This window comes from Pseudomonas sp. LAMO17WK12:I1, assembly GCF_900177315.1.
In the GTDB taxonomy this organism is placed as follows: Bacteria; Pseudomonadota; Gammaproteobacteria; order Pseudomonadales; family Pseudomonadaceae; genus Aquipseudomonas; species Aquipseudomonas marginalis.
The window spans coordinates 25,521-50,795 of sequence record NZ_FWZV01000009.1 but is presented as its reverse complement, the minus strand read 5'-3'; the positions used below and the strand labels follow the sequence as shown (position 1 = coordinate 50,795).

The following is a 25,275-nucleotide window of genomic DNA, read 5'->3' as shown; positions in this document are numbered from 1 at the left end:
CCCTGTAGGACACCACTGCGCTGCAAGCCGCAGAAATCCTTGGGTCTAATGGACAAACCGCCGCTCTGCCTCTAAGGTTCCTGCCTTGAACGCCAACGCGGCACAGAGCCCTACCCATGAGCAAATACAACCAGATCTATACCGATCTGCTTGCCAGCATCACCACCGAACGCCTGCAACGCGGCACGCGCCTGCCTTCCGAAACCGAATTGATGGACAGCTACCAGGCCAGCCGAGGCACCGTGCGTCGCGCCATCGAGCAGTTGCAGGAGCGAGGGTTTGCGCAAAAGATCCACGGCAAGGGCACCTTCGTGCTCTCGCCCAACCCGATTGAGTTCCAACTCGGCGGCATCGTCAGCTTCCACGAAACCCACGCCGACCTGGGCGATGACGTACGCACCGAAGTGGTCGAATTCACCCAGCTCCCCCTTGAAGGCCCGCTGTTGCAACACATCGAGGCCGAACCCGGCAGCCTCATCACGCGCATCAAACGGGTACGGCGCATCGGCGGCAAACGGGTGATCCTCGACATCAACCACTTCGTCGCCGACCTGATCCCCGGCCTGGACCAGGCGATCGCCGAACAGTCGATCTACGCCTTCATCGAGCAGACCCTGCAACTGCAGATCAGCTACGCCCAGCGCACCATCGAAGCCCTGCCCCGCAGCAAGGACGACCAGACACACCTGGACCTCGAAGGGCAGAGCCATGTGATCGTGGTGAGCAACCAGACGTTTTTGCAGGACGGGCGGCAGTTCGAGTACACCGAGTCGCGGCATACGTTGGATAAGTTTTACTTCTCCGATATCGCCAGGCGCTAACTATCTACCCAACGCCCGTCTAAACGGCTTGGCATGCTCGGCTCTTCCCCCTTAAGGAGAGCAGCATGCCGCTTGCCGACACCTCCCCCGCCGCTCAGCAACAACTCAGGGCCCTGGCGCCCATCGTGCTGGATGCGTGCCCGAACATGCAGAGGATGGCCATCGAGGCCGCCCGCGAGATTCTCGCAAAACACGATCTGGCGAACCTGGATCCCGATCACGTGTACTGGCACCGCTTCAACGGCGGTGTCGGTGATCCGGCGACGTTTACGGGCTGGAGCCACAACGAAAAACCCCAGGCGTCGATGACGCTGACGCAGCTGGTCATTCACCGCTTCGAGGTCCATGACCAGGACAATGCCGACCTGCTCGACGGGGATGGTGGCTTTTATCGCGAGGGTGCCGAGGCGCGGTTATTCGATCAGCATAACGAAGTGCGGCTGTCCGCCAGCGCGGTGCTCAAGGACTTCTGGGCGATCAATTTCAGCGATCGCTACACCACGCGCATGGATGCATTCTGGCGCGCTCACTTTGATGATTTTCGCACCCTGGCCAAGGTCAACTGCCTGGCCGAGGCCCTGCAAGCACGACAGGCCGGGCATCTCCGCAAGTCGCAGTTGCAGACGGTGATTCGGGCCCTGGCGAGCAATCTGTGCTGGCCTCCAACCCTGTCCAACCTGCAGGCCAAGGCCACTTCAGCCGACGGGCTGCGTGTGGCGGCGCTGGATATCGGCGGACATACCGCCACGGATATCCTGCGCATCGTCGACGGCGATGGCCGGCAAATTCTCTACGTTCCGGGTGAGTCCCAGGCCTTCCACTGTTTCGAGACCGCAGCTGACCTGCATTTCTGGCTGCTGAACCAGACCAGCCACCCGGATAATCGCGCACGCTTCATGGCTCACTTTCCACTGTCGGCCCAGGTGCAGCAGGACGACACCGATGCCGTGACGTGGAAACAGATGCTGCTCACCCCCGTGCTGATCTATCGCACCGCCCAGGCCCTGGCGGGTACCCTGCCGCCGGACTGGGTGGACAAGGGCCTGTCCCACCAACTCGACCAGTTGTTTGTCGACTGGGGCACCTGGGACCACCGCCTGATCAATCAAGCCGACCAGACCATCGAGGACGATGCCTTTACCTGGCTGGCGCAATCGAGTCAGACGCGCATGCGCAATGACGCGGATTTTTCCCTGCGCAGCAATGGCGACCTGCGCAAGAAACTCTGGATCGGCTACCTGAACGCCTTTGGCAAAACCTTCGGCCCGATGGCCGTGGTCGGCTGGCCGGTAGCGTTGGTGGTGGTGGGGGCCAGTGCGGCAAATCTTGGCCTGAACATCGACCAGGCCATCAACGGCAAGACCCCGGCCGAACGCCACGCCGGGGAGCTGGGCGCGATATTCAGTGCCATCGATACGCTGTTTAACCTGGCACTGTTGAAAGCCGACGGGGTCATGCCCGATATCGCCGAAGCGGCCGACACCCTCGCAGTGGAGCCCATTGAGTTGACGCCGCCCACAGCGCCCGCCAGCGCACCGCCGGTGCCTGAGCCTGCGGTACCTGCCACCTACCAGGCCAACCTGATACTGGAAGGAGAACACCTGGATACCGCCCCCGGAAAATTCCAGCAGGTCTATAGCCTGCGGACCTCCGACGGCATGCCTCAGCAAGCCATCCTGATGAACGATCAAGCCTATTACGTGCGCTACGAAGCCGACCCCAACGGCCGTGGGCATTGGGCGATTGTCGACCCGAACACCCCCCATGGCTTTTCCGGCGCGCTGCCGGTGCGCCTGAACGAACTCAACGAATGGGAACCTGTGCCCCACAGCAACGGCTTGAAAGGCGGCGGGGGAAACTCCAGCAAAAGCGCCCGGGGGCCGGCCCCCTCGCAGGTCCCGCCACCGCCACAAGCGATGACCACGCCACCCCACTCGCTGCGCAGGGTGACCAGCCCCTTCGATACCCCGCCATCCACCCGCCCGGAAGTGAAACGCTGGGCAATGGGCCTCACTGAAACCCACGTTCACCGCCGCTTCGGCCGCATTGACCGCTTCACCTACTACTTCGGCGAAACTCAGCGCAAACTGCTGCAATCAGCACAAGACTTCTACAAGGAACTGTCCTGGACCCGCCTGCCACCTCGTCCGGACATCCCCGCCTTTGAACCGACAACGGCCTTCGATGAAGTCCTCGAACGCCTGCCCGAAGATCTCCCGGGCTACGTCATCGGCGAAACCCTGGACCGTATCAGCAGCACCCGCCTGGTGATCAACAACTTGCCGCTCTTCGCGCGCAAGGGCGTGAAAACCCTGTATATGCGGCGCCTGCTCAACGACTTCGCCCAGGATGATCTGAACCACTACTTCCAGACCGGCGAGATGCGGGAGGACCTGGAAAGCTACCTTGGCAAGCTGGGCACTGATCCATCCGGGCAGTTCAATGAACTGGAACTGGTCAAGACCGCCAGGGCCAATGGCATACGCGTGCAGGCTATCGACTGCGCAGCCCATTACAAATACCCCACCCCTATCGCCGATCTTTCAGAACAGGTGATGAGCAATTACCTCGCCCACATCCTTATCCAAGCCGACATAGCGCTGAACGGCGGCGGTAAATGGCTGGTACTGACCGGCGCCAGAAACATCAACACCTTCAATGGGTTCGCCGGTCTCAGTGAACTGGAAGGAGGCATCGGGCTGCGTATAGAAGAGGTCTTTCCGGGGCAAGGCAACGAGGTGCGTATCGACCCCGGTATCGCCATTGATCGCGACAGCGCCCCCCGTCATGAAAGCATCGGTGACAGCTTCGACACCTTGAATGCCGACCTGCGCGTACAAGTGGAAGCGCCGCCGGTGCACAGGACGCTGGAGCAACAGCAGCGACTGCTGTTTCGCAAGGGCATGTACCTGATCGACGAAAACCAGGGCAACTACACCCTGCGGCATCACAGCAGAGACAGGGGCATCGTTGCGACACCCATCAATCGGCTGGCCGACGGCAGCTTTTACATCGACCGCCCGGCCTGGGCAGGCGTGCATGACATACGGTTCCCCACGCTGGAACAGCTGTCCAGCGCCCTTACCAATATGGGCATGAGCCTGCAAAGTCGGCTTCCTGCCTGACAGGCAATAAAAAACCTGGCCGAGGCCAGGTTTTTTACTCACTCAACGCAGGCCATTCAGGCTCGCCTTGCTTATTCCCACTCAATCGTCGCCGGCGGCTTGCTCGACACGTCATAAGTAACGCGCGAAATACCTTCGATCTCATTGATGATACGGCCGCTGACGGTTTCCAGCAGTTCGTACGGCAGGTGCGCCCAACGGGCAGTCATGAAGTCGATGGTCTCTACAGCACGCAGGGCCACGACCCAGGCGTAACGACGGCCATCGCCTACAACGCCTACGGACTTAACCGGCTGGAACACCACGAACGCCTGGCTGACCTTGTGGTACCAGTCGGCCTTGCGCAGTTCTTCGATGAAGATGTGGTCGGCACGACGCAGCAGGTCGGCGTATTCCTTCTTCACTTCACCGAGGATGCGCACGCCCAGGCCCGGGCCTGGGAATGGGTGGCGGTACACCATGTCGTACGGCAGGCCGAGTTCCAGGCCCAGACGGCGGACTTCGTCCTTGAACAGTTCGCGCAGCGGTTCTACCAGCTTGAGGTTCATTTCCTCAGGCAGGCCACCCACGTTGTGGTGGGACTTGATCACGTGGGCCTTGCCGCTCTTGGCGCCGGCCGACTCGATCACGTCGGGGTAGATGGTGCCTTGGGCGAGGTACTTGATGTTGTCCAGTTTGTTGGACTGGGCATCGAATACGTCGATGAAGGTACGACCGATGATCTTGCGCTTCTTCTCCGGGTCGGACTCGCCGGCCAGGTTGTTCAGGAACTGTTCTTCGGCGTTGGCGCGGATCACCTTGACGCCCATGTTCTCGGCGAACATGGCCATCACTTGCTCGCCTTCGTGCAGGCGCAGCAGGCCGTTGTCGACGAACACGCAGGTCAGTTGGTCGCCGATGGCCTTGTGCAGCAGTGCCGCGACCACGGAGGAGTCAACGCCGCCGGACAGGCCGAGCAGCACGTTGTCGGTACCGACCTGGGCGCGTACGTTGGCGATCGCGTCTTCAGCGATTTTCGACGGGGTCCACAGGGCTTCACACTCGCAGATGTCGAGGATGAAGCGCGACAGGATGCGCCCGCCTTGCTTGGTGTGGGTCACTTCCGGGTGGAACTGCACGCCGTAGTAGCGACGCTCGTCGCTGAACATGCCGGCGATCGGGCAGCTTGGGGTGCTGGCCAGGATGTGGAAGTCTTCCGGCATCCTGGTGACCTTGTCACCGTGGCTCATCCACACGTCGAGGCCGAACAGGCCGTCGGCGTCGATGTGGTCTTCGATGCCGTCCAGCAGGCGGCTCTTGCCGACCACGTCGACACGGGCATAACCGAATTCACGCAGCTCGGAACCTTCAACCTTGCCGCCCAGTTGCTCGGCCATGGTCTGCATGCCGTAGCAGATACCAAAGACAGGCACACCCAGGTCGAACACGGCTTGCGGGCAACGCGGGCTGTTGGCTTCGTGCACGGACTCGGGGCCACCGGCGAGGATGACGCCTTTCGGTGCGAATTCGCGAATCGCTTCGTCATCCATGTCGAACGGGTGCAGTTCGCAGTACACGCCGATTTCACGCACGCGGCGGGCGATCAGCTGGGTGTACTGGGAACCGAAGTCGAGGATCAGGATGCGGTGGGCGTGAATGTCGAGGGCCATGAAGTCAGTCTCGTCTAATGAATCAGAAACAACTCGGGGCTGAAAGAACAGCCCCGGTTACTTAACGTTTTGCTGGAAGCCTCAACCTACGCGGTAGTTTGGCGCTTCCTTGGTGATCTGCACGTCGTGGACATGGGATTCAGCCATGCCGGCGCCGGTGATCCGTACGAACTCTGGCTTGGTGCGCATTTCTTCGATGTCGGCGCTGCCGGTGTAGCCCATCGAGGAACGCAGGCCGCCCATCAGTTGATGGATGATGGCGCTCAGGGTGCCCTTGTACGGCACACGGCCTTCGATGCCTTCCGGTACGAGCTTCTCGGCGCCTGCCGAGGAGTCCTGGAAGTAACGGTCGGAAGAGCCTTGCGCCTGGGACATGGCGCCCAGCGAACCCATGCCGCGGTAAGCCTTGTAGGATCGGCCCTGGAACAGTTCGATCTCGCCCGGCGCTTCTTCGGTACCGGCGAACATCGAGCCCATCATCACGCAGGAAGCACCGGCAACGATGGCCTTGGACAGGTCACCGGAAAAACGGATGCCACCGTCGGCGATCAACGGTACGCCAGTGCCTTCAAGGGCCGCGGCGACGTTGGCGATGGCGCTGATCTGCGGCACGCCCACACCGGCGACGATACGCGTGGTGCAGATCGAGCCAGGGCCGATACCGACCTTGACCGCATCGGCACCGGCTTCGGCCAGGGCCTTGGCGGCAGCGCCGGTGGCAATGTTGCCGCCGATCACCTGCACGTCAGGGAAGTTCTGCTTGACCCAGCGCACGCGGTCGATCACGCCTTTGGAGTGACCGTGAGCGGTGTCGACCACTACCACGTCAACACCGGCAGCCACCAGGGCCGCCACGCGGTCGCCGGTGTCTTTGCCGGTACCGACCGCAGCGCCGACGCGCAGACGACCTTGGTCATCCTTGCTGGCCAGCGGGTAAGCCTTGGCTTTTTCGATGTCGTTGACGGTCATCATGCCCTTGAGGGCGAATTTGTCGTCGACGATCAGCACGCGCTCGATACGGTGCTTGTGCAGCAGTTCGCGCACGTCGTTCTTGTCGGCGCCTTCCTTGACAGTCACGAGGCGCTCTTTAGGCGTCATCACTTCGCGGACGGTGACTTCAAGACGGTTCTCGAAACGCACGTCACGGGAGGTGACGATACCGACCAGGTCGCCATCGTGCAGTACCGGAACGCCGGAGATGTTGTGCAGGCGAGTCAGGTCGAACAGGTCACGCACGGTAGCGTCGGCTTCGATGGTGATCGGATCCTTCACCACACCGGCTTCGTAACGCTTGACCTTGCGCACTTCGGCAGCTTGCTGCTCGATGGTCATGTTCTTGTGGATGATGCCGATGCCGCCTTCCTGAGCCATGGCGATTGCCAAACGGGCTTCGGTGACGGTGTCCATGGCAGCGGAAACCAGGGGAATATTCAGCTCGATGCCACGGGTTAGGCGGGTCTTGAGACTGACTTCGTTAGGAAGCACCTCGGAATAACCGGGCACTAGGAGAATGTCGTCGAATGTCAGAGCTTCTTGGCTGATACGCAGCATCGCGGGGGCTCCCGAGCGGGAAAATGGAAGCGCGCCATTATACTCAGACACCCCTCAGGTCTCAATGTAAAACTCTGACATATTTGGGAATAGTGATAGAAGGACTACAGCTCGACTTTGACCCAGCTGATCTTTTGGTCCAGCCAATCGGCGAATTCGTCGATAAAGCTCTGCTTGAACCCCGCCTCCGCCCAGTTGTTGAAGATGAATCCCAGGTTGGAAAACCCACACTCCTGCAAGAACAGGAAACCGTTGATGTCATCTTCATGCCCACACAGCGGGCAGGTGAAGTTGTCGGTGTGGCCGGGCATCCAGTCTTCCAGGCTTTCGAACAGCGCCTCGCCGACTTCCTTGAGGCATTCCGGGCAGCCGGCTTCTTCGAGAAAGCCCTTGGCCGGGGTATAGATGCAGCGCTTGTAGATGATCTCCAGGCCATTGACCGGCTCGTTGAACGGCAGCGCCTCGGGGTGCAGCACCACGGCGCGGGCGCCGTCGGCCAGGGCATAGGCCATGCGGTTGCCGGTGCGGCCACAGGTGGTCAGTTCTTCCTTGATGATGTTCTTGCGCACCAGCCAACGCACGATCGCCCGGGCGCGGGGTTCGTGGACAGGCAAGGTGGAGATTTTCGGGACAAGGATGCTTTGGGAGTTCATGGGAGACCTGCGGCGTGGCTTCTGACCTCATCGCGGACAAGCCCGCGATGAGGCCCGGGAGGACGGCAGCTTAATCCCTGAAGAAATCAGGTCAAGTGCTCAAGTACCGCCCAATCAACGCAATGCCACTGGCCAGCACCAACCACGTCACCAGCCGGACGAAAGCCTCACGGGACATGCGCATGGTCAGCCTGCGCCCACACCACAGCCCCAGGGCCATCGCCGGCAGCAGGCACAGCGCCAACATCAGCAGCGGCCAGTCAGCATACACCCCGGCGATCAGGAACAGGCTCAGGCGCACCACCGTGCTGCAGCTGATCAACGCGCTTTGGGTGGCGCGCGCCGCGTCCTTGGGCAAGCGGCTGTTGAGGTAGATTGCATATAAAAAGCCACCACTGCCGAACAACGCACCGAACAACCCGCCTACGGTGCCCATGGGGATCGACCAGCCAGCGGCCAGCTGCGTTGGCCGGGTTTTCACCGCCAGGCTGTAGATCGCATAGGCGCTGATAAACACCCCCATCAGCAGCAGCAACAGGTCCGAATGCAGGTTGAGCAGAAACACCACGCCCAGGGTGCAACCGATGGCCATGCACGGCAGCAGGCGCAGCAACTCAGCCTTGTTCACGTCACGCCGCGTTTGCAGCAGGCCGCCGAAGGCCGCGACGAAATCCAGCAGCACCAACAGCGGGATGATCTTCGACAGCGGCATAAACACGAGCAGGATCGGCCCCGCCACCAGCGCCGTGCCAAAACCGGCGATGCCGAACACGATATAGGCCACCACCACACCCAGGCCGATCACCAGCCAATCCATACCACCAAACGACCACTGACTCATCAGCTCAACCGGGCTCATGGGTAATTCCTTATTGAAGATGACCATCACTTTAGCCATCGGTGAGGGATGCGACTAATATCTTCAAAGCCCTCTACCCATCTCGAAAAGGCATGACGCGTGATCTCCACCCGCCAACTGCGTTACTTCGTCGAAATCGCCGACAGCGGCAGCTTCAGTGCCGCCGCCGAACGTTTGTTCGTGGCGCAATCGGCCCTGAGCCGGCAGATCAAGGAGCTGGAAAACCAACTGCAAACCCCGCTGTTCGAACGCACCGCGCGCCAGCCGCGGCTGACTGCCGCCGGTGAAGCCTTCTATCCACGGGCGCGCAACCTGCTGAGCGAATTGCTCAAGGCCAGCCAGATGGCGACCCAAGTGGGCAACGGCGAATTGGGCACGCTGCGCCTTAGCCATTCGAGCACCGTGCCGATGAGCGGGCCTTTACTGCAAGGCATCGGCACCTGGCTGGAGCGCTGCCCTGGGGTGTCGATGGATATCGGCAAACTGTCCTCCGAAGCGCAGTTGGAAGAAATCGCCGACGGTCGCCTGGAAGTCGGGGTGCTGCGCTTACCCGTGCTGCGCCAGCGCGAAGGTGTGCGGGTCATGCCTTTATACAGCGAACCCCTGCTGCTGGCCGTGCCTGTGAGTCATGCGCTGGCACGCAGCCAGGCGCCCATCGAACTGGAGCAACTGAAAGACCAGGCGTTTATCTCGATCCCCCATCCCCAGCGTGGCGGCCTGAGTTATCTGTCGGCCGAACTGTGCATGCGTGCGGGATTTTTCCCCAAGGCCGCCCGAGTGATGTCACGCAAGACCACCCAGTTGCAGTTGATCCAGGCCGGTTTCGGTATAGCCTTGCTGCCAAAGTCCATGCAGGACATCGCCCCCGCCAACGTGTACTTTTTGCCCCTGGCCGACCCGGACTGCCTGAGCACCGTCGCCCTGGCCTGCCAGCAGTCACCGAGCGCGTTGGTGGAGCAGTTCTGTCAAACCCTGCACGAATGCCTATAAACTGCCGCCCATGATTAAAGATCCCTTTGCCCGCTTGGGCCTGGACCGCGAAGTCCTGACTGTCAGCCAGCTCAACGGCCGCGCGCGGGTGTTGCTGGAAGACGTGTTCACCAATATCTGGGTCGAAGGCGAGATCTCCAACCTCGCCCGCCCGGCCTCCGGCCATGTGTACTTCACCCTCAAGGACAGTGGCGCCCAGGTGCGTTGTGCGCTGTTTCGCAATAACGCCGCGCGGGTCCGCCAGGCGTTGAAGGATGGCCTGGCGGTGAAGGTGCGCGGCAAGGTCTCGCTGTTCGAGGGCCGTGGCGACTACCAGTTGATCCTCGATACCGTCGAACCCGCCGGGGATGGCGCGCTGCGCCTGGCCTTCGATGCCCTGAAGGAAAAACTCAGCGCCGAGGGCCTGTTCAGTGCCGAACGCAAGGTGCCGCTGCCCGCGCACCCGCGCCGCATCGGCATTATCAGTTCGCCCACCGGTGCGGTGATCCGCGACATCATCAGCGTGTTCCGTCGTCGCGCGCCCCAGGTGCAATTGACGTTGATCCCCACCGCCGTACAAGGCCGCGAAGCGATCCCGCAGATTGTGCGCGCGCTGAAGCTGGCGGATGCCCGTGGCTTTGACGCGCTGATCCTGGCCCGTGGCGGCGGCTCGCTGGAAGACCTCTGGTGCTTCAACGAAGAGGCCGTGGCCCGCGCGGTGGACGCGTGCGTGACGCCGATCGTCAGTGCGGTCGGCCATGAGACCGATGTGTCCATCAGCGATTTCGTTGCCGACGTACGCGCGCCCACACCTTCGGCGGCCGCTGAGTTGCTGGCCCCCGACGCCAGTAACCTGGTGCGCCAGGTCGAAAGCCTGCACCGCCGCCTGGTGATGCTGATGCGCAATCGCCTGACCCACGACCGTCTGCGCCTGGAAGGCATGGCCCGACGCTTGCGGCACCCCGGCGAACGCCTGCGCCAGCAGGCCCAGCGCCTGGATGACCTGGATATGCGCCTGCGCCGCGCCTTCGAGCGCAACCTCAATACCCGTCGCGAACGCCTGATCCGCCTGGAAACCCGCCTCGCCGGCCAGCATCCGGGGCGCCAGTTGGCCCTGCTGCGCCAGCGCCTGGACAGCCTTGCCGAGCGCCTGCCCCGCGCCATGCGCGAAGGCCTCAAGGCGCGTCGCCTGCAACTGCAAAGCCAGGTGCAGACGTTGCAGGTGGTCAGCCCGCTGGCAACCTTGGGCCGTGGCTACAGCATTTTGCTCGACGAGCGTGGCCAGGCCATCCGCAACGCCGCACAGACCCACACCGGCCAGCGCCTCACCGCGCGCCTCGGTGAAGGCCAATTGCAGGTGCGGGTGGAAGATAACCACCTGACCCCCGTCACCCTTTCGTTATTGGATTGATTGATGCCACGTTTCTTTAGTGTGTTGTTGCTGCTATGCCTCGCCGTTAACGCTCATGCCGACAGCTATATCAGCCGTACCTTGAACAAGCCGGTGCCCGGCGGTGTTGCGGTGGTTGAACTCGGCCCTTCGGCTGCCGCGCCGAAAGCCACGTACCAGGGCAAACCCGTGCTGGTGGTGAAGGAGCAGGACAACTGGCTGGCGATTGTCGGCATCCCGCTGACGGTCAAGCCGGGCAACGAGCGCATCAGCAGCGGCGGGCGCAGCCTGCCGTTTATCGTCGGCTACAAGAAATACCCGGAACAGCGCATCACCCTGAAGAACAAAAGCCAGGTCAACCCCGACCCGGCGCAGCTCAAGCGCATCGAGGGCGAGTTGGCCGTGCAGCTCAAGGCCTACCGCAGTTTCAGCCCGAACCTGCCGAGCAACCTGGTGCTGGACAAACCGGTGAACGGGCCGCTGTCGAGCAAGTTTGGCGTGCGCCGCTTCTTCAACGGTGAAGAGCGCAATCCTCATTCGGGCCTGGACTTTGCCGTGCCGGCCGGTACACCGATCAAGACGCCGGCGAACGGTAAGGTGATTCTGACCGGCAACTACTTCTTCAATGGCAATACCGTGTTTGTCGACCACGGCCAGGGCTTTATCAGCATGTTCTGCCATATGTCGAAGATCGATGTAAAAGTCGGCGATCAACTGGTGCGCGGTACGGTGGTGGGCAAGGTCGGCTCGACGGGCCGTGCGACCGGGCCGCATATGCATTGGAATATCAGCCTCAATGACGCACGGGTCGATCCTGCGATATTTATCGGCGCCTTCCAGCCCTGATACACGACAGCGCATTCAGCCCGGTCTGGACGTTCAAAACCCACGGGTACACCGGTCACTGACGACCGCCCTCTTTCAACGACCATGGCGCCGAACTCGACACAGTGCGTCGCCATTCCCACCTATTCTTGAAGGAACCTTCATCGCTTGACTTGCCACCCACACACCGAATCCCAGGGAGGACAATTCGCTCACAAGGACACATAAAGCAAGTCTTGTGGAGTTTCCTTAATGCATATCTATGACCTCAGGCCCGCGCCACCCCAAATCGATATTCCACCTGCTCGTCCCGCATCATCTACGCCAGCAGCCCAGAACGACAGCCCAGGCCCACAACCCGCCCCCGCCAGGTCTCGTTCGTCCGTACGGGGACTCGCCAGCCTCTCCGCCCCTTACGCGTCGGGCATAAATCCCGCCACTGCCATCCGCAGCCCTCTCTCGAATCACTTCAAGATCGGCGATCTGCAGTTACTGAATGAACAGTACTCCGGCCTCATGGACGAGATGGCCTCACAGCAACGCCAGCGTCCTGATTTCAAAAGCTTTTTGCAGACACGGCTGGCACAGGCGTTTCCTCAACTGAATCCCCTCGACCCGGACAAGGTTTCGTTCAATAGCTATACGTCAAACAACGGCGTAGAACAGTTGAAATCCTCCGAGCCGATAATGACTGCCTTGAGCCGCGCGATTCGGGAAATCTATGCCAACCCGAGCAAACAGCTATTCGAGACACCGGGGGTCAGGACCGAATTCGTGACCCAGCCAGCGCCCGATCAGGCCGCCAATGTCCTCCAGCCCACCGCCTCGCTGCACACCATCGCCAGGAGCATTGCCACCGAGTACGCTCAGACGCTTCGGGAATACTGGACCACGCCCCAGCTTTCAGCGAACTCGCCCTCGCCACAGGACCAACTGTTATGGGTCCACAAACAGCAACTGTCGACCTTGGCAGCCATCCGCAAGATGGACGGCACCCTGAGCCCGGCCAGTAAAGAGTTGATCGACAACGCGCTGCGCTACCCGTCTCTAAAGGAACGGGAAAGTAAACTGCCTGACGGATCAAGACCCGGTGTGTACCCCATCACCATTGATGACGGCACACTACAGGGTGCAGCCTTCGCCGGTGCGTTCATGATCACCAGCAAGGATGGCTCTTCAGCGTCCACCCCGACCTGGCCTGCCACCGGTCGGGAGATTAGGCTCAACGACCAGAATGGCCCCGTGGTGCTCTATACCCCCAGCGAAGGTTTCGAGGAGTTCGCAACCCCGGCACTGTTACGCGAAGCACTGGCGCAACGGCTCGACAGCGGCGGGCCGGCCGCCGAGCTGTTGAGGCAAAGCCTGCCGCTTTCGCTGCAAAACCGCGCGTCGCCGCCTACGGGAGATGACTTGATGCTAGGCGTGGCGCCCCTGGCCGGGGATGTGCAGGCAGAGGGGATAAATTTGCTGCTCCAGCGCCAGGGCGCGGAAGTCGATGCGTTGATGGCCAGGACATTCACCCCGCAGCGGCCATCAAGCCCCGCACCAACGCTGGGGCCCACGCTCATGACGGCCCTGGATGATGCCGCTGACTGGTCGGCACAAGTCGACGGCAGCAACGCCATGCTTGCGCGTAACGAGAAATTGGCCGAGAAAGGCCAGCCGGACTGGTTGAAAAACCTCAGTCCCGCTCAGGAATTTCTCTACAGCCGCTTGGAAGGGAAAGCGACAAAGAGCGCTGAACAACTCGCGCCCCTGCTGGAAAACATTCCTTCCTTATCCAGCTTTGCCACGTCGCAAATGAATGAGGCGCTGAAACAGGCTTACCCCCAGGCTAATGTGGACGCCGATCAACTGATGGTTAAAGTAGTCACCAAGACGCGTTTCCACCTCGGTCGCTCCGGCATTCCACACCCCCCCTCCACGACCACCACCTACCTGCCACTGTCCGACCTGGCCCTGAAAAACCCAAGCCACTGGGAAATGGGCGAAAGCCACAAGCACACCGAGACCACCATGACCCTGGCGCTGCAAGACACCAAGGGCTCACCGGTTCTAGATGATCAGAAGCGGCCGATCACCCTCGATACACAACAACTCAAGCGCCTGGTCAACACTGCGGATGTGGGTGGCGAATACACCAAGCTGCTGGAGACGCGCATGGCACCGGATGCCGAATCGGGGCCGGCGGCTGATTTACACAAGACGTGGAAGGCCAGCAATGCCGACTTGATGGAGAAAGAAGCGTTCCTGGCACAACTCAACCCCAGTGGGTTCCAAGCCGATGCCAGCACCGACAAGACCTTGAAGCGGGGCGTACAGTGGATCAACGCGGTCCTGGATCATCCGGATCCAGCCCAGCGTGCGGAGGTGGATGGACAAACGATTGTTGCCAACACCCTGCTCCAGTTGGGCCAACCGGTTCGCGGCGTGATGGTCATCGGCAATCAAACGGACGCTTCTGTAGTGCTCTACAGCCCCGGAGCCCCCGACGGACTGGCGTTCAGGGAACTGCCCAACCTGGACGCATTGACGACGTTGCTGGAAAAGAAAGAATGGCAAGCCTATACCCAGAGCAGAAAATCGCCAACGGAAAAGGACGATTTTCAGAAATCCGTGGACGCTGCGCGCCGAGTCGTCACCAGTGGGGGCACCGATCTTCTTGCAGCCGCCGAGATTCTGGACAATGCAAGAAAACGTCTCCCCGGTTCCATAACCCTAAAGCCGATGGAAACAGACATCCACGATGAATTGTTCACTCAACAGACCCGCCTGCTAATCGATAAAGCCGACTTCCAGTCAACCAGCAGTGCAGAAGTGAACGCCGAATCGACGCGTAACAAGATCATGTTTGGCGTGGAGGTGGGCAGCCTGTTTCTGGACCTCATACCGGTCATCGGCCGGGGCATTTCTACCGGGGTGAAGGTGGGCAGTCGGCTCGGCCGAGCGGCACTGAAAGCCATCCAGAGCAATGCCCGGCACTTGCCCGGTGGGCTGCTCACACGCGGCGGCCGGGTCAACCTTTTCGCCGACTTCACCGCGCTTGCATCAGGCCTGCCCAATGTGCCGAGCACGCCTTTGCGTCCGGTGTTTCGCGCGGCGGGAACGTCCGTCCCCGTCGCTCCCGTCGCAAGGTCGCTGCTCACCCAGGGAACGCCACCACCCGGCGCGCCTGTCCCGCCTGTCCCGCCTGCCGTCCCTTCGACCAGCGCGGGCATCAGGGCGTCCCAGGCAATCCCCAGCCCCGTCGTGCATTCCGTTACGCCACCGCGAGACCTGAGCGCCTATTCCGTCCCTGAAGACACGCTTAGAGGCGTCAGACCAAACGCCAATGGCATTTATCAAGTGGGAGAAAACTGGTACATCCGCTATACCGACAGTACAGGGATCAACAAGCCGTATCAGATCGACTCTGCGTTCAAAGCAAGGTACGGACAGGTGAGCATTGTTGACCCAAACGCAGCGCCGGATGCGCCGAGGACCATCAGGAACGTGGCACATATGCAATCCACAGGGAATGGAGAATGGAGGCAGAGTGAGTTGTCGGGCGGCAGGCGTGGTGCGCAAAGAAGGCAAAGCCCTACTCCCCCAGTCGAATACCTGGACTACCTGTTTGCCGGTGGTGCCGACTTCACGGCCCAGCAGGGCACCCGGGGCACCGCTCGTCGCTGGTTCAGAAATGACATGAATGCGTTTTACGAACGCCAGGCTGCTGGTGCATTACCCCCTCGCCCGAATGTCCAGGCTAACGCAGCGGGCACCTCACCAAGTGACTTGATGCGGTCACAGCTCGAGAGATTCAACGGCGTGGTTTTAGGCGAACAACACAATCAGGTTGCCACCGATCTTCTACTGATAAACAACATGCCCATGTACAGGGAGCTTGGAGTGACAACTCTGTTGCTCGAAGGCGCACCCGGCATACAGCTGACCCCCTACTCCATGGCCGATGTAAACATGATACCTGCGCGCCCACGTAACTCGGAATACTTGGGCAATACCCCTTCTCGAGCGGCATTGCTGGCAGCGGCAGAAAAAAATGGCATCAAGATAGTAGGACTGGAACATGAACACCTGACACAGCATGTCACCCGCAGTTCTGAAGCCGACAGCCTCAATCTGCGTCACACCAATGATCGCCAGAAAGAGCTTAATTACTATGCCGCCAAGCTCATCAATAGAATTCCACCGGAAGAAAAATGGATTGCTGTTGTAGGAAGGTCACACATGAATACCAGCAGGGGCGTTCCGGGCATTGCGGAACTGACCGGCACACCCGGGATAGGCGTCTATGACAGCGCCAGAGGAGCCCCCAGCGTGGTTCACCCCTCGAACGGCTCACGACCGGACCCAAACAAACGTCTTAGCCCGGACGAACTAGTCGGTGACTATCAAATCCATCTAAATGTGGACCAGTACCGCAAGCCTCTTCCTGACCAATAACGGGTGTGGAACACACCTGGCATCAACAATCCGGCGGTTGTTTTTTCAGCCGCCGGACTTGCTTGGGGAAACCGTCTTTGCAAAAAGCAAGATTGCCCCAACCCAAAACCTTACGCAAAAAAATAAATACAAAGAGATAAAAACAGCTATAAAATCTCGAATCCAGCTAAAAAAGTGGAACTTATCTCAATTCGTCCGCACCTACTTGTCATCTTTCAACCCTGCGGTTAGGGTTGGGCCTATGAAAACCTCTCACACCCTCATCCAGCTTCGCCAGCACCGCAGCCTGTGCCTCGTCAGCGCACGACTGCCAGGCTGAATCGATCTGCCTCGTCTTTACGTTTTATCCCTAAAAACAGTTCTACGGCAGGCCGCCTTTTCTCGGCCCCTACAACAAAGGATTTCCCGATGAGCATGCTCAAAGACCCGTCTTCGAAGTACCGCGCGTTTCCGACCATCGATATCCCGGACCGCACCTGGCCTTCCAAAACCATCACCACCGCGCCGATCTGGTGCAGTTCCGACCTGCGTGATGGCAACCAGTCGCTGATCGAGCCGATGGACGCGGTGAAAAAGCTGCGCTTCTGGAAGACCCTGGTCGCGGTCGGCGTGAAGGAAATCGAGGCGTCGTTCCCTGCCGCATCGCAAACCGACTTCGACTTCGTGCGTACCCTGATCGAAGACAACCACATCCCCGAGGACACCACCATCCAGGTGCTGACCCAGGGCCGTGAAGACTTGATCGCACGCACCTTCGAATCCCTGCGCGGCGCCAAAAAGGCCATTGTGCACCTGTACAACGCCACGTCGCCGTCGTTCCGCCGCATCGTGTTCAACCAGGACAAGGACGGCATCAAGGCCATCGCGGTCAACGCGGCCAAGCTGTTCGTCAAGTACGCCGCCCAGCAGCCGGAAACCCAGTGGACCTTCGAGTACTCGCCGGAGACTTTCAGCGCTACCGAACTGGAGTTCGCCAAGGAAGTCTGTGATGCGGTGATCGAGGTCTGGAACCCGACGCCTGAGCACAAGATGATCCTCAACCTGCCGGCCACCGTCGAGTGCGCCACGCCGAACATCTATGCCGACCAGATCGAGTGGTTCGGTCGCCATATCAATCGTCGTGACAGCGTGATCATCAGCCTGCACACCCACAACGACCGTGGCACCGGCGTAGCCGCCACCGAGCTGGGCCTGATGGCCGGCGCGGACCGTGTCGAGGGTTGCCTGTTCGGTAACGGCGAGCGTACCGGTAACGTAGACCTCGTCACCGTGGCGTTGAACATGTACACCCAGGGCCTCGACCCGCAGCTGGACTTCTCCGACATCGACGGCGTGCGTAAAGTCGTCGAGGAGTGCAACCAGATCCAGGTACACCCACGTCATCCGTACGTCGGCGATCTGGTGCATACCGCCTTCTCCGGTTCTCACCAGGACGCGATCCGCAAGGGCTTCTCCCAGCAGAAAGAGGATGCGCTGTGGGAAGTGCCGTATTTGCCGATCGACCCGGCCGACATCGGTCGCAGCTACGAGGCGGTGATCCGCGTGAACAGCCAGTCGGGCAAAGGCGGCATCGCCTACCTGCTGGAGCAGGAATACGACATCAGCCTGCCGCGCCGCATGCAGATCGAGTTCAGCCAGGTGGTCCAGGCCGAAACCGACCGTGTGGGCCTGGAGATGACCGCACCGCAGATCTACGCCTTGCTGCAGCGTGAATACCTGCAAGCCAACACCCCGTATGCGCTGGTCAGCCATCGCCTGCAGGAAGAGAACGGCAACAGCTTTGTCGAAGTGGAAGTCTCGGGCAAGGGCCAGGGCGAAACCAACCTGCACTGGAAAGGCAAAGGCAACGGCGCACTGGAAGCGCTGGTGGCCGGCCTGCCAATTGGGGTGGAGATCATGGACTACAACGAACATGCCATCGGCGCAGGCACCAACGCCAAGGCCGCGGCCTATATCGAACTGCGTGTGAACGGTGAACGCCCGGTGCATGGCGTGGGTATTGATGAAAACATCACCACAGCGAGCTTCAAGGCACTGTTCAGTGCACTGAACCGCTCGTTGAGCCAGCAGGAAGCGAAAGCGGCGTAACCTTCGCCGTCATACAGAAGGCCCCTGGGTGAGAACCCAGGGGCCTTTTTTATTGAGTTTCAGATTTGGGTTGCCCCCGATAACGGCCTGTCAGACAAACTGAAAGCTATCGGCATCCAGGTTCGCCGGAAACCTGGTGCGATACGCCGCCAGTTCAGCCGCGCCCAGGCACACCTGGAACACCCCGTCCGCCTCCCCCGCACTCAGCAGGCTCTCACCCTGGAAATCCAGCACCTGGCTATCACCGGTGTAGGCAAAGCCCTTGCCGTCGGTGCCCACTCGATTCACCGCCGCTACGTAGCACAGGTTCTCGATAGCCCGCGCCGGCAACAAGCGGTTCCAATGCTGGCGCCGCGCCCCCGGCCAATTGGCGGTGTAGAGCAGCAAGTCAGTGTCCTGGGCATCCCGACTCCACACCGGGAAACGCAGGTCGTAGCAAATCAGCGGCCGAACACGCCAGCCTTTCAATTCGAACTGCACCTGGCGCTCGCCGGGGGTGTAGTGATTGTGTTCACCGGCCATACGAAACAGATGACGCTTGTCGTAGTGCAACACCTCGCCATCCGGCCGCGCCCACAACAGGCGGTTGCGGTGGCTGCCATCAGCGGCCTGGATGATCACGCTGCCGGTGATCACGGCGTTGTACTTCGCAGCCTGGGCCTGGAGCCACTGATGGGTCGGGCCGTTTTCCGGCTCGGCGAGGGTTTGCGACGCCATGGAGAAACCGGTGGTGAACATTTCCGGCAGCACGATCAGGTCGGCGCCGCGGGCCTGCTCCAGCAGCCCCTCGAAATGCTCGAGGTTGGCCTGGCGGTCGTGCCAGGCCAGGGTGGTCTGGACCAGGGCGATATTCAAGTCAGGCAATGCCGTCAAATCACGCATAGTTTTTCAGCCGCTTGTCGCAGCGTCTCCTCGCGTTTGGCAAAACACAGGCGCACCAGGCGCTGGCCTTGCGGTGGGCTCTGGTAGAACACCGAGACCGGGATGGTCGCCACGCCATGCTCGCGGGTCATCCACAGGGACATGGCGACGTCATCCAGGTCCGGACGTATTTGTGAGTAATCGACCAACTGGAAGTAGGTGCCGGCCACCCGGGTAAAGCTGAAGCGCGACGGTGCCAGCAGGTCGCAGAACAGGTCGCGCTTGGCCTGGTAGAACCCCGGCAGTTCATCGACGTGCTCCGGGTGTTCAGCCATGAAATCGGCCAACGCGAACTGCAACGGGGTCACACCACAGAAATTGACGTATTGATGCACTTTGCGCAGTTCGGCCGTCAGGGCCGGTGGCGCGACCACGTAGCCGGTTTTCCAGCCGGTGACGTGGTAGGTTTTGCCGAAGGAGCTGACCACGAACGCCCGCGGGTACAGCTCTTCATGGGCCAGGACGCTGACGTGGGGCACGCCGTCGAATACCAGGTGTTCGTAGACCTCGTCACTGACCAGGTAGATATCGCGGTCGCGGATCAGTTCGGCCAACTGGTCCAGCTCAGCGCGGCTGATCAGCGCGCCGGTTGGGTTGTGCGGGGTATTGAGGATGATCATGCGCGTACGTGGCGACAGCGCGGCCTTGATCTTCTCGAAGTCCAATGCAAAGCCTTGCAGGCTCAGTTGCACATGCACGCAGCGGCCACCGGCCAGTTCGACCGAGGGCTCATAGCTGTCGTAGCAGGGGTCGAACACAATGACCTCATCGCCAGTGCGAATCACCGCCTGGATCGCGCAGAAGATCGCGGCGGTGGCGCCGGGGGTGATGGTCACTTCACTGTCGGCATTCACCGTGGCGCCATAGCTGCGGGCGATCTTGGCCGCCACTTGCTGGCGCAAGGCCGGCAAGCCGGTCATCGGTGAATATTGGTTGTGCCCGCTGGCAACATGTTTGCCCACGGCATCGAGCAAAGCCTGAGGCCCATTGAAGTCGGGAAACCCCTGGGACAGGTTGAGCGCGCCGGTTTCGGCAGCGAGTTGCGACATGGTGGTGAAAATGGTCGTGCCGACATTTGGCAGCTTGCTGGTGATCATGGGAGCCCCCTTCGGGTGAGCTGCAAGTTTTAAGCTGCAAGCTGCAAGCAGGTCAAGCGACAAACCGCCAGGCACAAAAAAGGGCTCCAAAGGAGCCCTCTCTTGCAGCCTGTAACTTACAACGTGAAGCGGCTGCTATTTCTTGTCGCGACGCTTCTTGTCGGCCTTCTTGTGGTGAGTCATCAAACGACGCTTCTTGTTCACCTGACGGTCAGTCAATGTGTTCTTGTTGCCTTCGTATGGGTTCTCGCCCCCCTTGAACTCGATACGGATCGGCGTACCGACCAGTTTCAAGACGCGGCGGTAGGTGTTTTCCAGGTAACGCACGTAGGACTTGGGTACCTTCTCGATCTGGTTACCGTGGATCACGATAATCGGCGGGTTGGCACCACCCAAGTGGGCGTAACGCAGCTTGATCCGGCGGTTGTTGACCATCGGCGGCGCGTGCTCGCCAACGGCGTCTTCGAGGATCTGGGTCAGACGGTTGGTCGGCCAACGGGTAACGGCGGACTTGAACGAGTTCTGTACGGAAGCGTAGAGATTACCCACACCCGTGCCGTGCAGGGCCGAGATAAAGTGGATATCGGCGAACTCGACGAAGAACAGGCGGCGCTGCAGCTCGATCTTGACGAAATCGCGCTCGCTCGGCGTCATGCCGTCCCACTTGTTGATCGCAATAACCAGCGCCCGACCGGCTTCGAGGGCAAAGCCCAGCAGGTTGAGGTCGTGGTCCACCACGCCTTCGCGGGCGTCCATCACGAAGATCACCACGTTGGCGTCTTTGATCGCCTGCAGGGTTTTCACCACGGAGAACTTTTCAACTTCCTCGTGGATCTTGCCGCGTTTGCGCACACCGGCGGTGTCGATCAGCGTGTACTTCTCGTCGTTACGCTCGAACGGGATGTAGATGCTGTCGCGGGTGGTGCCGGGCTGGTCGTAGACAATTACCCGGTCTTCACCGAGCATACGGTTGACCAGGGTCGACTTGCCCACGTTCGGGCGGCCGATGATCGCGATCTTGATACCGTCTTTTTCGCTTGGGCCGGGAATACGCTTGGCTTCCTCGCCTTCGGCAACGACCTCTTCTTCGCCTTCTTCTTCCTCGGCGTCATCCTTGGGGAAGTCGCGCAGGGCGATTTCCAGCATCTGGGTGATGCCGCGACCGTGGGCACCGGCGACCGGGATCGCGTCGCCAAGACCCATCGGACTGAATTCGGCACGGGCCGCCTCAGGGTCGATGTTGTCGATCTTGTTGGCGACCAGATAGGAACGCTTGTTGCGCTTGCGCAGGTGCTCGCCAATCATCTGGTCGGCAGCGGTGTAGCCCGCGCGGGCGTCCACCAGGAACAACACGACATCGGCTTCTTCAATGGCCAGCAGGGACTGCTCGGCCATCTTTTCGTCCATGCCATGCTCATCACCGGAGATACCACCGGTGTCGACAATAATGTAGGAGCGCCCTTGCCACTTTGCCTCACCGTATTGGCGATCACGGGTCAGACCGGACAAGTCGCCGACGATGGCGTCACGAGTCCTGGTCAGGCGGTTGAACAAGGTGGACTTGCCGACGTTAGGTCGGCCCACCAGGGCGATTACGGGAACCATGCGGCTCTCCACTTCGTTATTTCAGAAAATACAAAAGCCGCTGCAAGGCAGCGGCTGGTGCTCGGGGCAGCATATTCAAATGCCGCATGCCCCGCCGAAGCGGGGCCGCCTGGGTTTTACCCCAAGCATAGTCAAACCTTTACTTGATGGTCAGGGCTTCCAGCTTGCCGCTGTTGCCGTAAACATAAAGCATGTTGCCCACCACCAGCGGACGGGCACGCAGACCGTCGCTGTCGATACGCTCACGACCTACAAAACGACCATCCACCTGGCTCAGCAGGTGCAGGTAGCCTTCGAAGTCGCCGACCGCTACATAGCTGGAGAACACTTCCGGAGCCGACAGTTGACGACGGGCCAGGGAGTCATTGCTCCACAGTGCAGTGGTGGAACGCTCGTCGACACTTTCAACGGTGCCGGACGCCAGGCTTACGTAGACGCTGCCAAACCCTTGGGCGACACCCGCATAACTGGAAGCATCACGCTGCCAGTTGACACGGCCGCTCTGCAGGTCCAACGCGGCAACGCGGCCCTGGTAAGTGGCGACGTAGAGGGTTTCACCCGACAGCAGCAAGCCACCGTCGATGTCCACTACGCGATCCAGCTCGGAACGACCTTGGGGGATGGCCACACGGGTTTCCCAGGCCGGCACGCCGTTCCTGGTGTCCAGGGCGACTACTTTACCGGTCGACAGGCCTGCAACGGCCAGATTGTTGGTCACAACCGGACCACTGGTACCGCGCAAGGTCAGCACCGCCGGGGTACTGTCGTACAACCAACGCTGTTCGCCGGTGCTGGCGTCCAGGCCGATCACACGGTCATCCTGGGTTTGCACCACGACGATATCGCCGTTGGTGGCAGGCGGTGCGAGGACTTCACTGGTCACGCGAGCGCGCCATTTCTCTTCACCGGTGCTGGAGTCCAGCGCCACGACTTCGCCCTTGAGCGTGCCGAGCATGACCATGCCGTAACCCACGCCTACGGCGCCGGATACAGGCAATTCGAGGTCTTTCTTCCACTTCACGTCGCCGTTCATGCGATCCATGGAGATCACCACGCCGGTTACGTCAGCGGCCACAATGTTGTCACCGTCGATTGCCGGCACCAGCATGTTGTAGGTCTCGCCCTGGCCGTCACCGATGGAGCGGCTCCATTGCTTTTGCAGGACGACTTCTTCCTTGAAGCTGGTCAGCTCGGCCGGAGGCAGTTCTTTTTTACTGTTGCTGCTGCAACCCGCGGCCAGAACGGCCAGAGCCAGCAATGCTGCATGTTTCCAACGGATCACGTCATGCATCCCCTTTGGCCAAGTCGTCCAGCTTGATTTGTAAGCCACCGACCGCCGCTTCATCAGACAGCGCCGCCTTGGCTTTCTTGTACGCAGCATTGGCTTCGTCGGTACGACCCAATTGGACCAACAGGTCGCCCTTGAGCTCTTCGCGAGTGGCTACAAATGCCTTGTCCGCATCGCCGTCGAGCAGTTTGAGTGCTTCGTCAGCCTTGTTCTGTGCCGCCAATACCTGGGCCAGGCGCTGACGCGCGATTTCACCCAGGGTCGGGTTGGTCGGCTTGTCGGCGATGGCCTTGAGTTCTGCGGCGGCGTCATCCAGCTTGCCGGTATCGACCGCGACTTTCGCGACGAACAGGCTGCCGTATTGGGCGTAGGTGCTGCCGCCGAATTCGTTCTTCAGCTTGCCTGCCAGGTCTGCAACCTGCGCGGGGTCGGGCTTGCCGTCCGGCGTCAGGGTGGTTTCCAGCAATTGCTGATAAACGATCGAGGCGCCCTGGGACTGGTTGGCCTGATACTTTGTCCAGGCTTGCCAGCCGAACACCACCACTAAAGCCAGCAGACCGCCAGTAACCAAGGGCTTGCCGTTACGCTGCCACCAGTCCTTGAACTCGGCCAACTGCTCATCATCAGTACTCGACACCCCAATACTCCTTAATCGCTAAATTCGGCTGTTCGACAGCTTCAACCCTGCACGACGCAGGTGGCCAAGTGCGCAGCGAGCGCATCAAAGGCAATGTTCTGTTGCTCGCCCTGGCCACGCAGGGGTTTGAAACCTATCACTTGCTGGGCCAGCTCGTCATCGCCAAGGATCAGTGCGTACAGCGCACCGCTCTTGTCGGCCTTCTTGAACTGGCTCTTGAAGCTGCCTGCGCCGGCATTGACCTGAAGGCGCAGGTTGGGCAACTGGTCACGTACTTTTTCGCTCAGGGCCAGGGCGGCCAGTTCGGCGGCCTCGCCAAAGGCGCACAGGTACACGTCCACCTGACGGGAGATTTCTTCCGGAACCTGCTCCAGGGTTTCCAGCAGCAGGATCAGCCGCTCGATCCCCATGGCGAAGCCCACGCCGGTGGTCGGCTTGCCGCCCATCTGCTCGACCAGGCCGTCGTAACGGCCGCCCGCACACACGGTGCCCTGGGCGCCGAGCTTGTCGGTGACCCACTCGAACACGGTCTTGCTGTAGTAATCGAGGCCACGCACCAGCTTGGTGTTGATCACGAACGGAATGCCGGCCGCGTCCAGACGAGCCTTGAGGCCTTCGAAGTGAATGCGGGATTCGTCGTCCAGGTAATCGGCCATTTTCGGCGCATTGACCAGCACGGCCTGGGTGTCGGCGTTCTTGGTATCGAGGACGCGCAACGGGTTGGTCTTCAGACGACGCTGGCTGTCTTCATCCAACTTGTCCAGATGGGCGGACAGGTACTCGACCAGGGCCACTTTATAGCGGCCGCGGGATTCACTGGTGCCCAGGCTGTTGAGCTCAAGCTTGACCGCGTCGCGGATGCCCAGCAGGCCCCATAGGCGCCACGTCAGCACGATCAGCTCCGCGTCGATGTCCGGGCCGTCGATGTTGAACACTTCCAGGCCGATCTGATGAAACTGGCGATAACGGCCTTTCTGTGGACGTTCGTGACGGAACATCGGGCCGATGTACCACAGTTTCTGCGGCTGGCCAGCACCGGTGAGGCCATGCTCAAGCACGGCGCGCACGCACGCGGCGGTACCTTCCGGACGCAAGGTCAGGGAGTCGCCGTTACGGTCTTCAAAGGTGTACATCTCTTTTTCGACGATGTCGGTCACTTCACCGATGGAGCGCTTGAACAGCTCGGTGAACTCGACGATCGGCATGCGGATCTGCTTGTAACCGTAGTTATCCAGCAGGCGCGCGACAGTCCCCTCGAAGTAGCGCCACAGCGGCGTTTGCTCCGGCAGGATGTCGTTCATGCCACGAATGGCTTGCAGAGACTTGCTCACATCAAATCCTTAAATTCGTTCAA

General features: G+C 60.7%; 17 protein-coding genes. 7 read left to right on the top strand and 10 right to left on the bottom strand.

All coding sequences use genetic code 11. From position 1 onward, the window contains the following. Positions 1 to 116 precede the first annotated feature (116 nt). The gene (gene treR, locus B9N88_RS18165; RefSeq protein WP_027605432.1) at positions 117 to 821 is read left to right on the top strand and encodes a trehalose operon repressor; all 705 of its coding nucleotides are present in this window, start codon (positions 117 to 119) and stop codon (positions 819 to 821) included. A 65-nt stretch (positions 822 to 886) separates the two neighbouring features. After that, positions 887 to 3,946 (top strand): membrane-targeted effector domain-containing toxin, encoded by a 3,060-nt coding sequence (locus B9N88_RS18160; RefSeq protein ID WP_027605431.1) that lies wholly within the window; start codon positions 887 to 889, stop codon positions 3,944 to 3,946. Positions 3,947 to 4,017: 71 nt separating this feature from the next. Here the strand turns inward: B9N88_RS18160 and guaA are convergent, their stop codons facing one another. The 4 genes from guaA to B9N88_RS18140 all read right to left on the bottom strand — a co-directional run bounded on the left by guaA (position 4,018) and on the right by B9N88_RS18140 (position 8,658). Continuing rightward, a complete protein-coding gene (gene guaA, locus B9N88_RS18155) occupies positions 4,018 to 5,595 on the bottom strand; it encodes a glutamine-hydrolyzing GMP synthase (RefSeq protein WP_027605430.1) in 1,578 nt (525 codons plus the stop codon). A gap of 81 nt (positions 5,596 to 5,676) precedes the next feature. Next, positions 5,677 to 7,146 (bottom strand): IMP dehydrogenase, encoded by a 1,470-nt coding sequence (gene guaB / locus B9N88_RS18150; protein WP_003209646.1) that lies wholly within the window; start codon positions 7,144 to 7,146, stop codon positions 5,677 to 5,679. Positions 7,147 to 7,250: 104 nt separating this feature from the next. Then, entirely contained in the window at positions 7,251 to 7,799 is a 549-nt protein-coding gene (locus tag B9N88_RS18145) for a hypothetical protein (RefSeq protein WP_027605429.1), read from the bottom strand. Between the two features lie 91 nt (positions 7,800 to 7,890). Beyond that, a complete protein-coding gene (locus B9N88_RS18140; protein ID WP_027605428.1) occupies positions 7,891 to 8,658 on the bottom strand; it encodes a sulfite exporter TauE/SafE family protein in 768 nt (255 codons plus the stop codon). 99 nt (positions 8,659 to 8,757) lie between these two features. Between B9N88_RS18140 and B9N88_RS18135 the strand changes: the two genes are divergently transcribed. The 5 genes from B9N88_RS18135 (at position 8,758) to leuA (ending at position 18,373) form a co-directional block, all read left to right on the top strand. After that, the gene (locus B9N88_RS18135) at positions 8,758 to 9,648 is read left to right on the top strand and encodes a LysR family transcriptional regulator (protein WP_027605427.1); all 891 of its coding nucleotides are present in this window, start codon (positions 8,758 to 8,760) and stop codon (positions 9,646 to 9,648) included. A gap of 10 nt (positions 9,649 to 9,658) precedes the next feature. After that, on the top strand, positions 9,659 to 11,038 hold the full coding sequence (gene xseA, locus B9N88_RS18130) for an exodeoxyribonuclease VII large subunit (RefSeq protein ID WP_027605426.1): 1,380 nt from the start codon (positions 9,659 to 9,661) through the stop codon (positions 11,036 to 11,038). A gap of 3 nt (positions 11,039 to 11,041) precedes the next feature. Then, positions 11,042 to 11,863 carry a M23 family metallopeptidase gene (locus tag B9N88_RS18125; protein WP_027605425.1) on the top strand — a complete coding sequence of 274 codons (822 nt, stop codon included), beginning with the start codon at positions 11,042 to 11,044 and terminating at the stop codon, positions 11,861 to 11,863. Positions 11,864 to 12,094: 231 nt separating this feature from the next. After that, positions 12,095 to 16,285, top strand: coding sequence for a membrane-targeted effector domain-containing toxin (locus tag B9N88_RS18120; RefSeq protein ID WP_143491254.1), 4,191 nt, complete (start codon positions 12,095 to 12,097; stop codon positions 16,283 to 16,285). A 408-nt stretch (positions 16,286 to 16,693) separates the two neighbouring features. Next, a complete protein-coding gene (gene leuA / locus B9N88_RS18110) occupies positions 16,694 to 18,373 on the top strand; it encodes a 2-isopropylmalate synthase (RefSeq protein WP_027605424.1) in 1,680 nt (559 codons plus the stop codon). Positions 18,374 to 18,463: 90 nt separating this feature from the next. Here leuA and B9N88_RS18105 read toward each other — a convergent pair whose 3' ends face one another. The 6 genes from B9N88_RS18105 to hisS all read right to left on the bottom strand — a co-directional run bounded on the left by B9N88_RS18105 (position 18,464) and on the right by hisS (position 25,252). Next, positions 18,464 to 19,255, bottom strand: coding sequence for an amidohydrolase (locus B9N88_RS18105; protein ID WP_027605651.1), 792 nt, complete (start codon positions 19,253 to 19,255; stop codon positions 18,464 to 18,466). Beyond that, complete coding sequence (locus tag B9N88_RS18100; protein WP_027605423.1) at positions 19,243 to 20,391, bottom strand: pyridoxal phosphate-dependent aminotransferase; 1,149 nt, start codon at positions 20,389 to 20,391, stop codon at positions 19,243 to 19,245. The genes B9N88_RS18105 and B9N88_RS18100 overlap by 13 nt, the downstream gene beginning before the upstream one ends. A gap of 135 nt (positions 20,392 to 20,526) precedes the next feature. Further along, the gene (gene der / locus B9N88_RS18095; RefSeq protein WP_027605422.1) at positions 20,527 to 21,996 is read right to left on the bottom strand and encodes a ribosome biogenesis GTPase Der; all 1,470 of its coding nucleotides are present in this window, start codon (positions 21,994 to 21,996) and stop codon (positions 20,527 to 20,529) included. A 139-nt stretch (positions 21,997 to 22,135) separates the two neighbouring features. Beyond that, entirely contained in the window at positions 22,136 to 23,287 is a 1,152-nt protein-coding gene (gene bamB / locus B9N88_RS18090) for an outer membrane protein assembly factor BamB (RefSeq protein ID WP_027605421.1), read from the bottom strand. Then, positions 23,280 to 23,921 carry a YfgM family protein gene (locus B9N88_RS18085; protein WP_027605420.1) on the bottom strand — a complete coding sequence of 214 codons (642 nt, stop codon included), beginning with the start codon at positions 23,919 to 23,921 and terminating at the stop codon, positions 23,280 to 23,282. Before B9N88_RS18085 ends, bamB begins: the two co-directional genes overlap by 8 nt. A gap of 41 nt (positions 23,922 to 23,962) precedes the next feature. After that, the gene (hisS, locus tag B9N88_RS18080; protein ID WP_027605419.1) at positions 23,963 to 25,252 is read right to left on the bottom strand and encodes a histidine--tRNA ligase; all 1,290 of its coding nucleotides are present in this window, start codon (positions 25,250 to 25,252) and stop codon (positions 23,963 to 23,965) included. Positions 25,253 to 25,275: the final 23 nt, after the last annotated feature.

Excerpts from the sequence above, each read along its gene's own strand:
- treR (WP_027605432.1), top strand. The coding sequence starts at position 117 with ATGAGCAAATACAACCAGATCTATACCGATCTGCTTGCCAGCATCACC.
- B9N88_RS18160 (WP_027605431.1), top strand. The coding sequence starts at position 887 with ATGCCGCTTGCCGACACCTCCCCCGCCGCTCAGCAACAACTCAGGGCC.
- guaA (WP_027605430.1), bottom strand. The coding sequence starts at position 5,595 with ATGGCCCTCGACATTCACGCCCACCGCATCCTGATCCTCGACTTCGGT.
- guaB (WP_003209646.1), bottom strand. The coding sequence starts at position 7,146 with ATGCTGCGTATCAGCCAAGAAGCTCTGACATTCGACGACATTCTCCTA.
- B9N88_RS18145 (WP_027605429.1), bottom strand. The coding sequence starts at position 7,799 with ATGAACTCCCAAAGCATCCTTGTCCCGAAAATCTCCACCTTGCCTGTC.
- B9N88_RS18140 (WP_027605428.1), bottom strand. The coding sequence starts at position 8,658 with ATGAGCCCGGTTGAGCTGATGAGTCAGTGGTCGTTTGGTGGTATGGAT.
- xseA (WP_027605426.1), top strand. The coding sequence starts at position 9,659 with ATGATTAAAGATCCCTTTGCCCGCTTGGGCCTGGACCGCGAAGTCCTG.
- B9N88_RS18125 (WP_027605425.1), top strand. The coding sequence starts at position 11,042 with ATGCCACGTTTCTTTAGTGTGTTGTTGCTGCTATGCCTCGCCGTTAAC.
- B9N88_RS18120 (WP_143491254.1), top strand. The coding sequence starts at position 12,095 with ATGCATATCTATGACCTCAGGCCCGCGCCACCCCAAATCGATATTCCA.
- leuA (WP_027605424.1), top strand. The coding sequence starts at position 16,694 with ATGAGCATGCTCAAAGACCCGTCTTCGAAGTACCGCGCGTTTCCGACC.
- B9N88_RS18105 (WP_027605651.1), bottom strand. The coding sequence starts at position 19,255 with ATGCGTGATTTGACGGCATTGCCTGACTTGAATATCGCCCTGGTCCAG.
- B9N88_RS18100 (WP_027605423.1), bottom strand. The coding sequence starts at position 20,391 with ATGATCACCAGCAAGCTGCCAAATGTCGGCACGACCATTTTCACCACC.
- der (WP_027605422.1), bottom strand. The coding sequence starts at position 21,996 with ATGGTTCCCGTAATCGCCCTGGTGGGCCGACCTAACGTCGGCAAGTCC.
- bamB (WP_027605421.1), bottom strand. The coding sequence starts at position 23,287 with ATGCATGACGTGATCCGTTGGAAACATGCAGCATTGCTGGCTCTGGCC.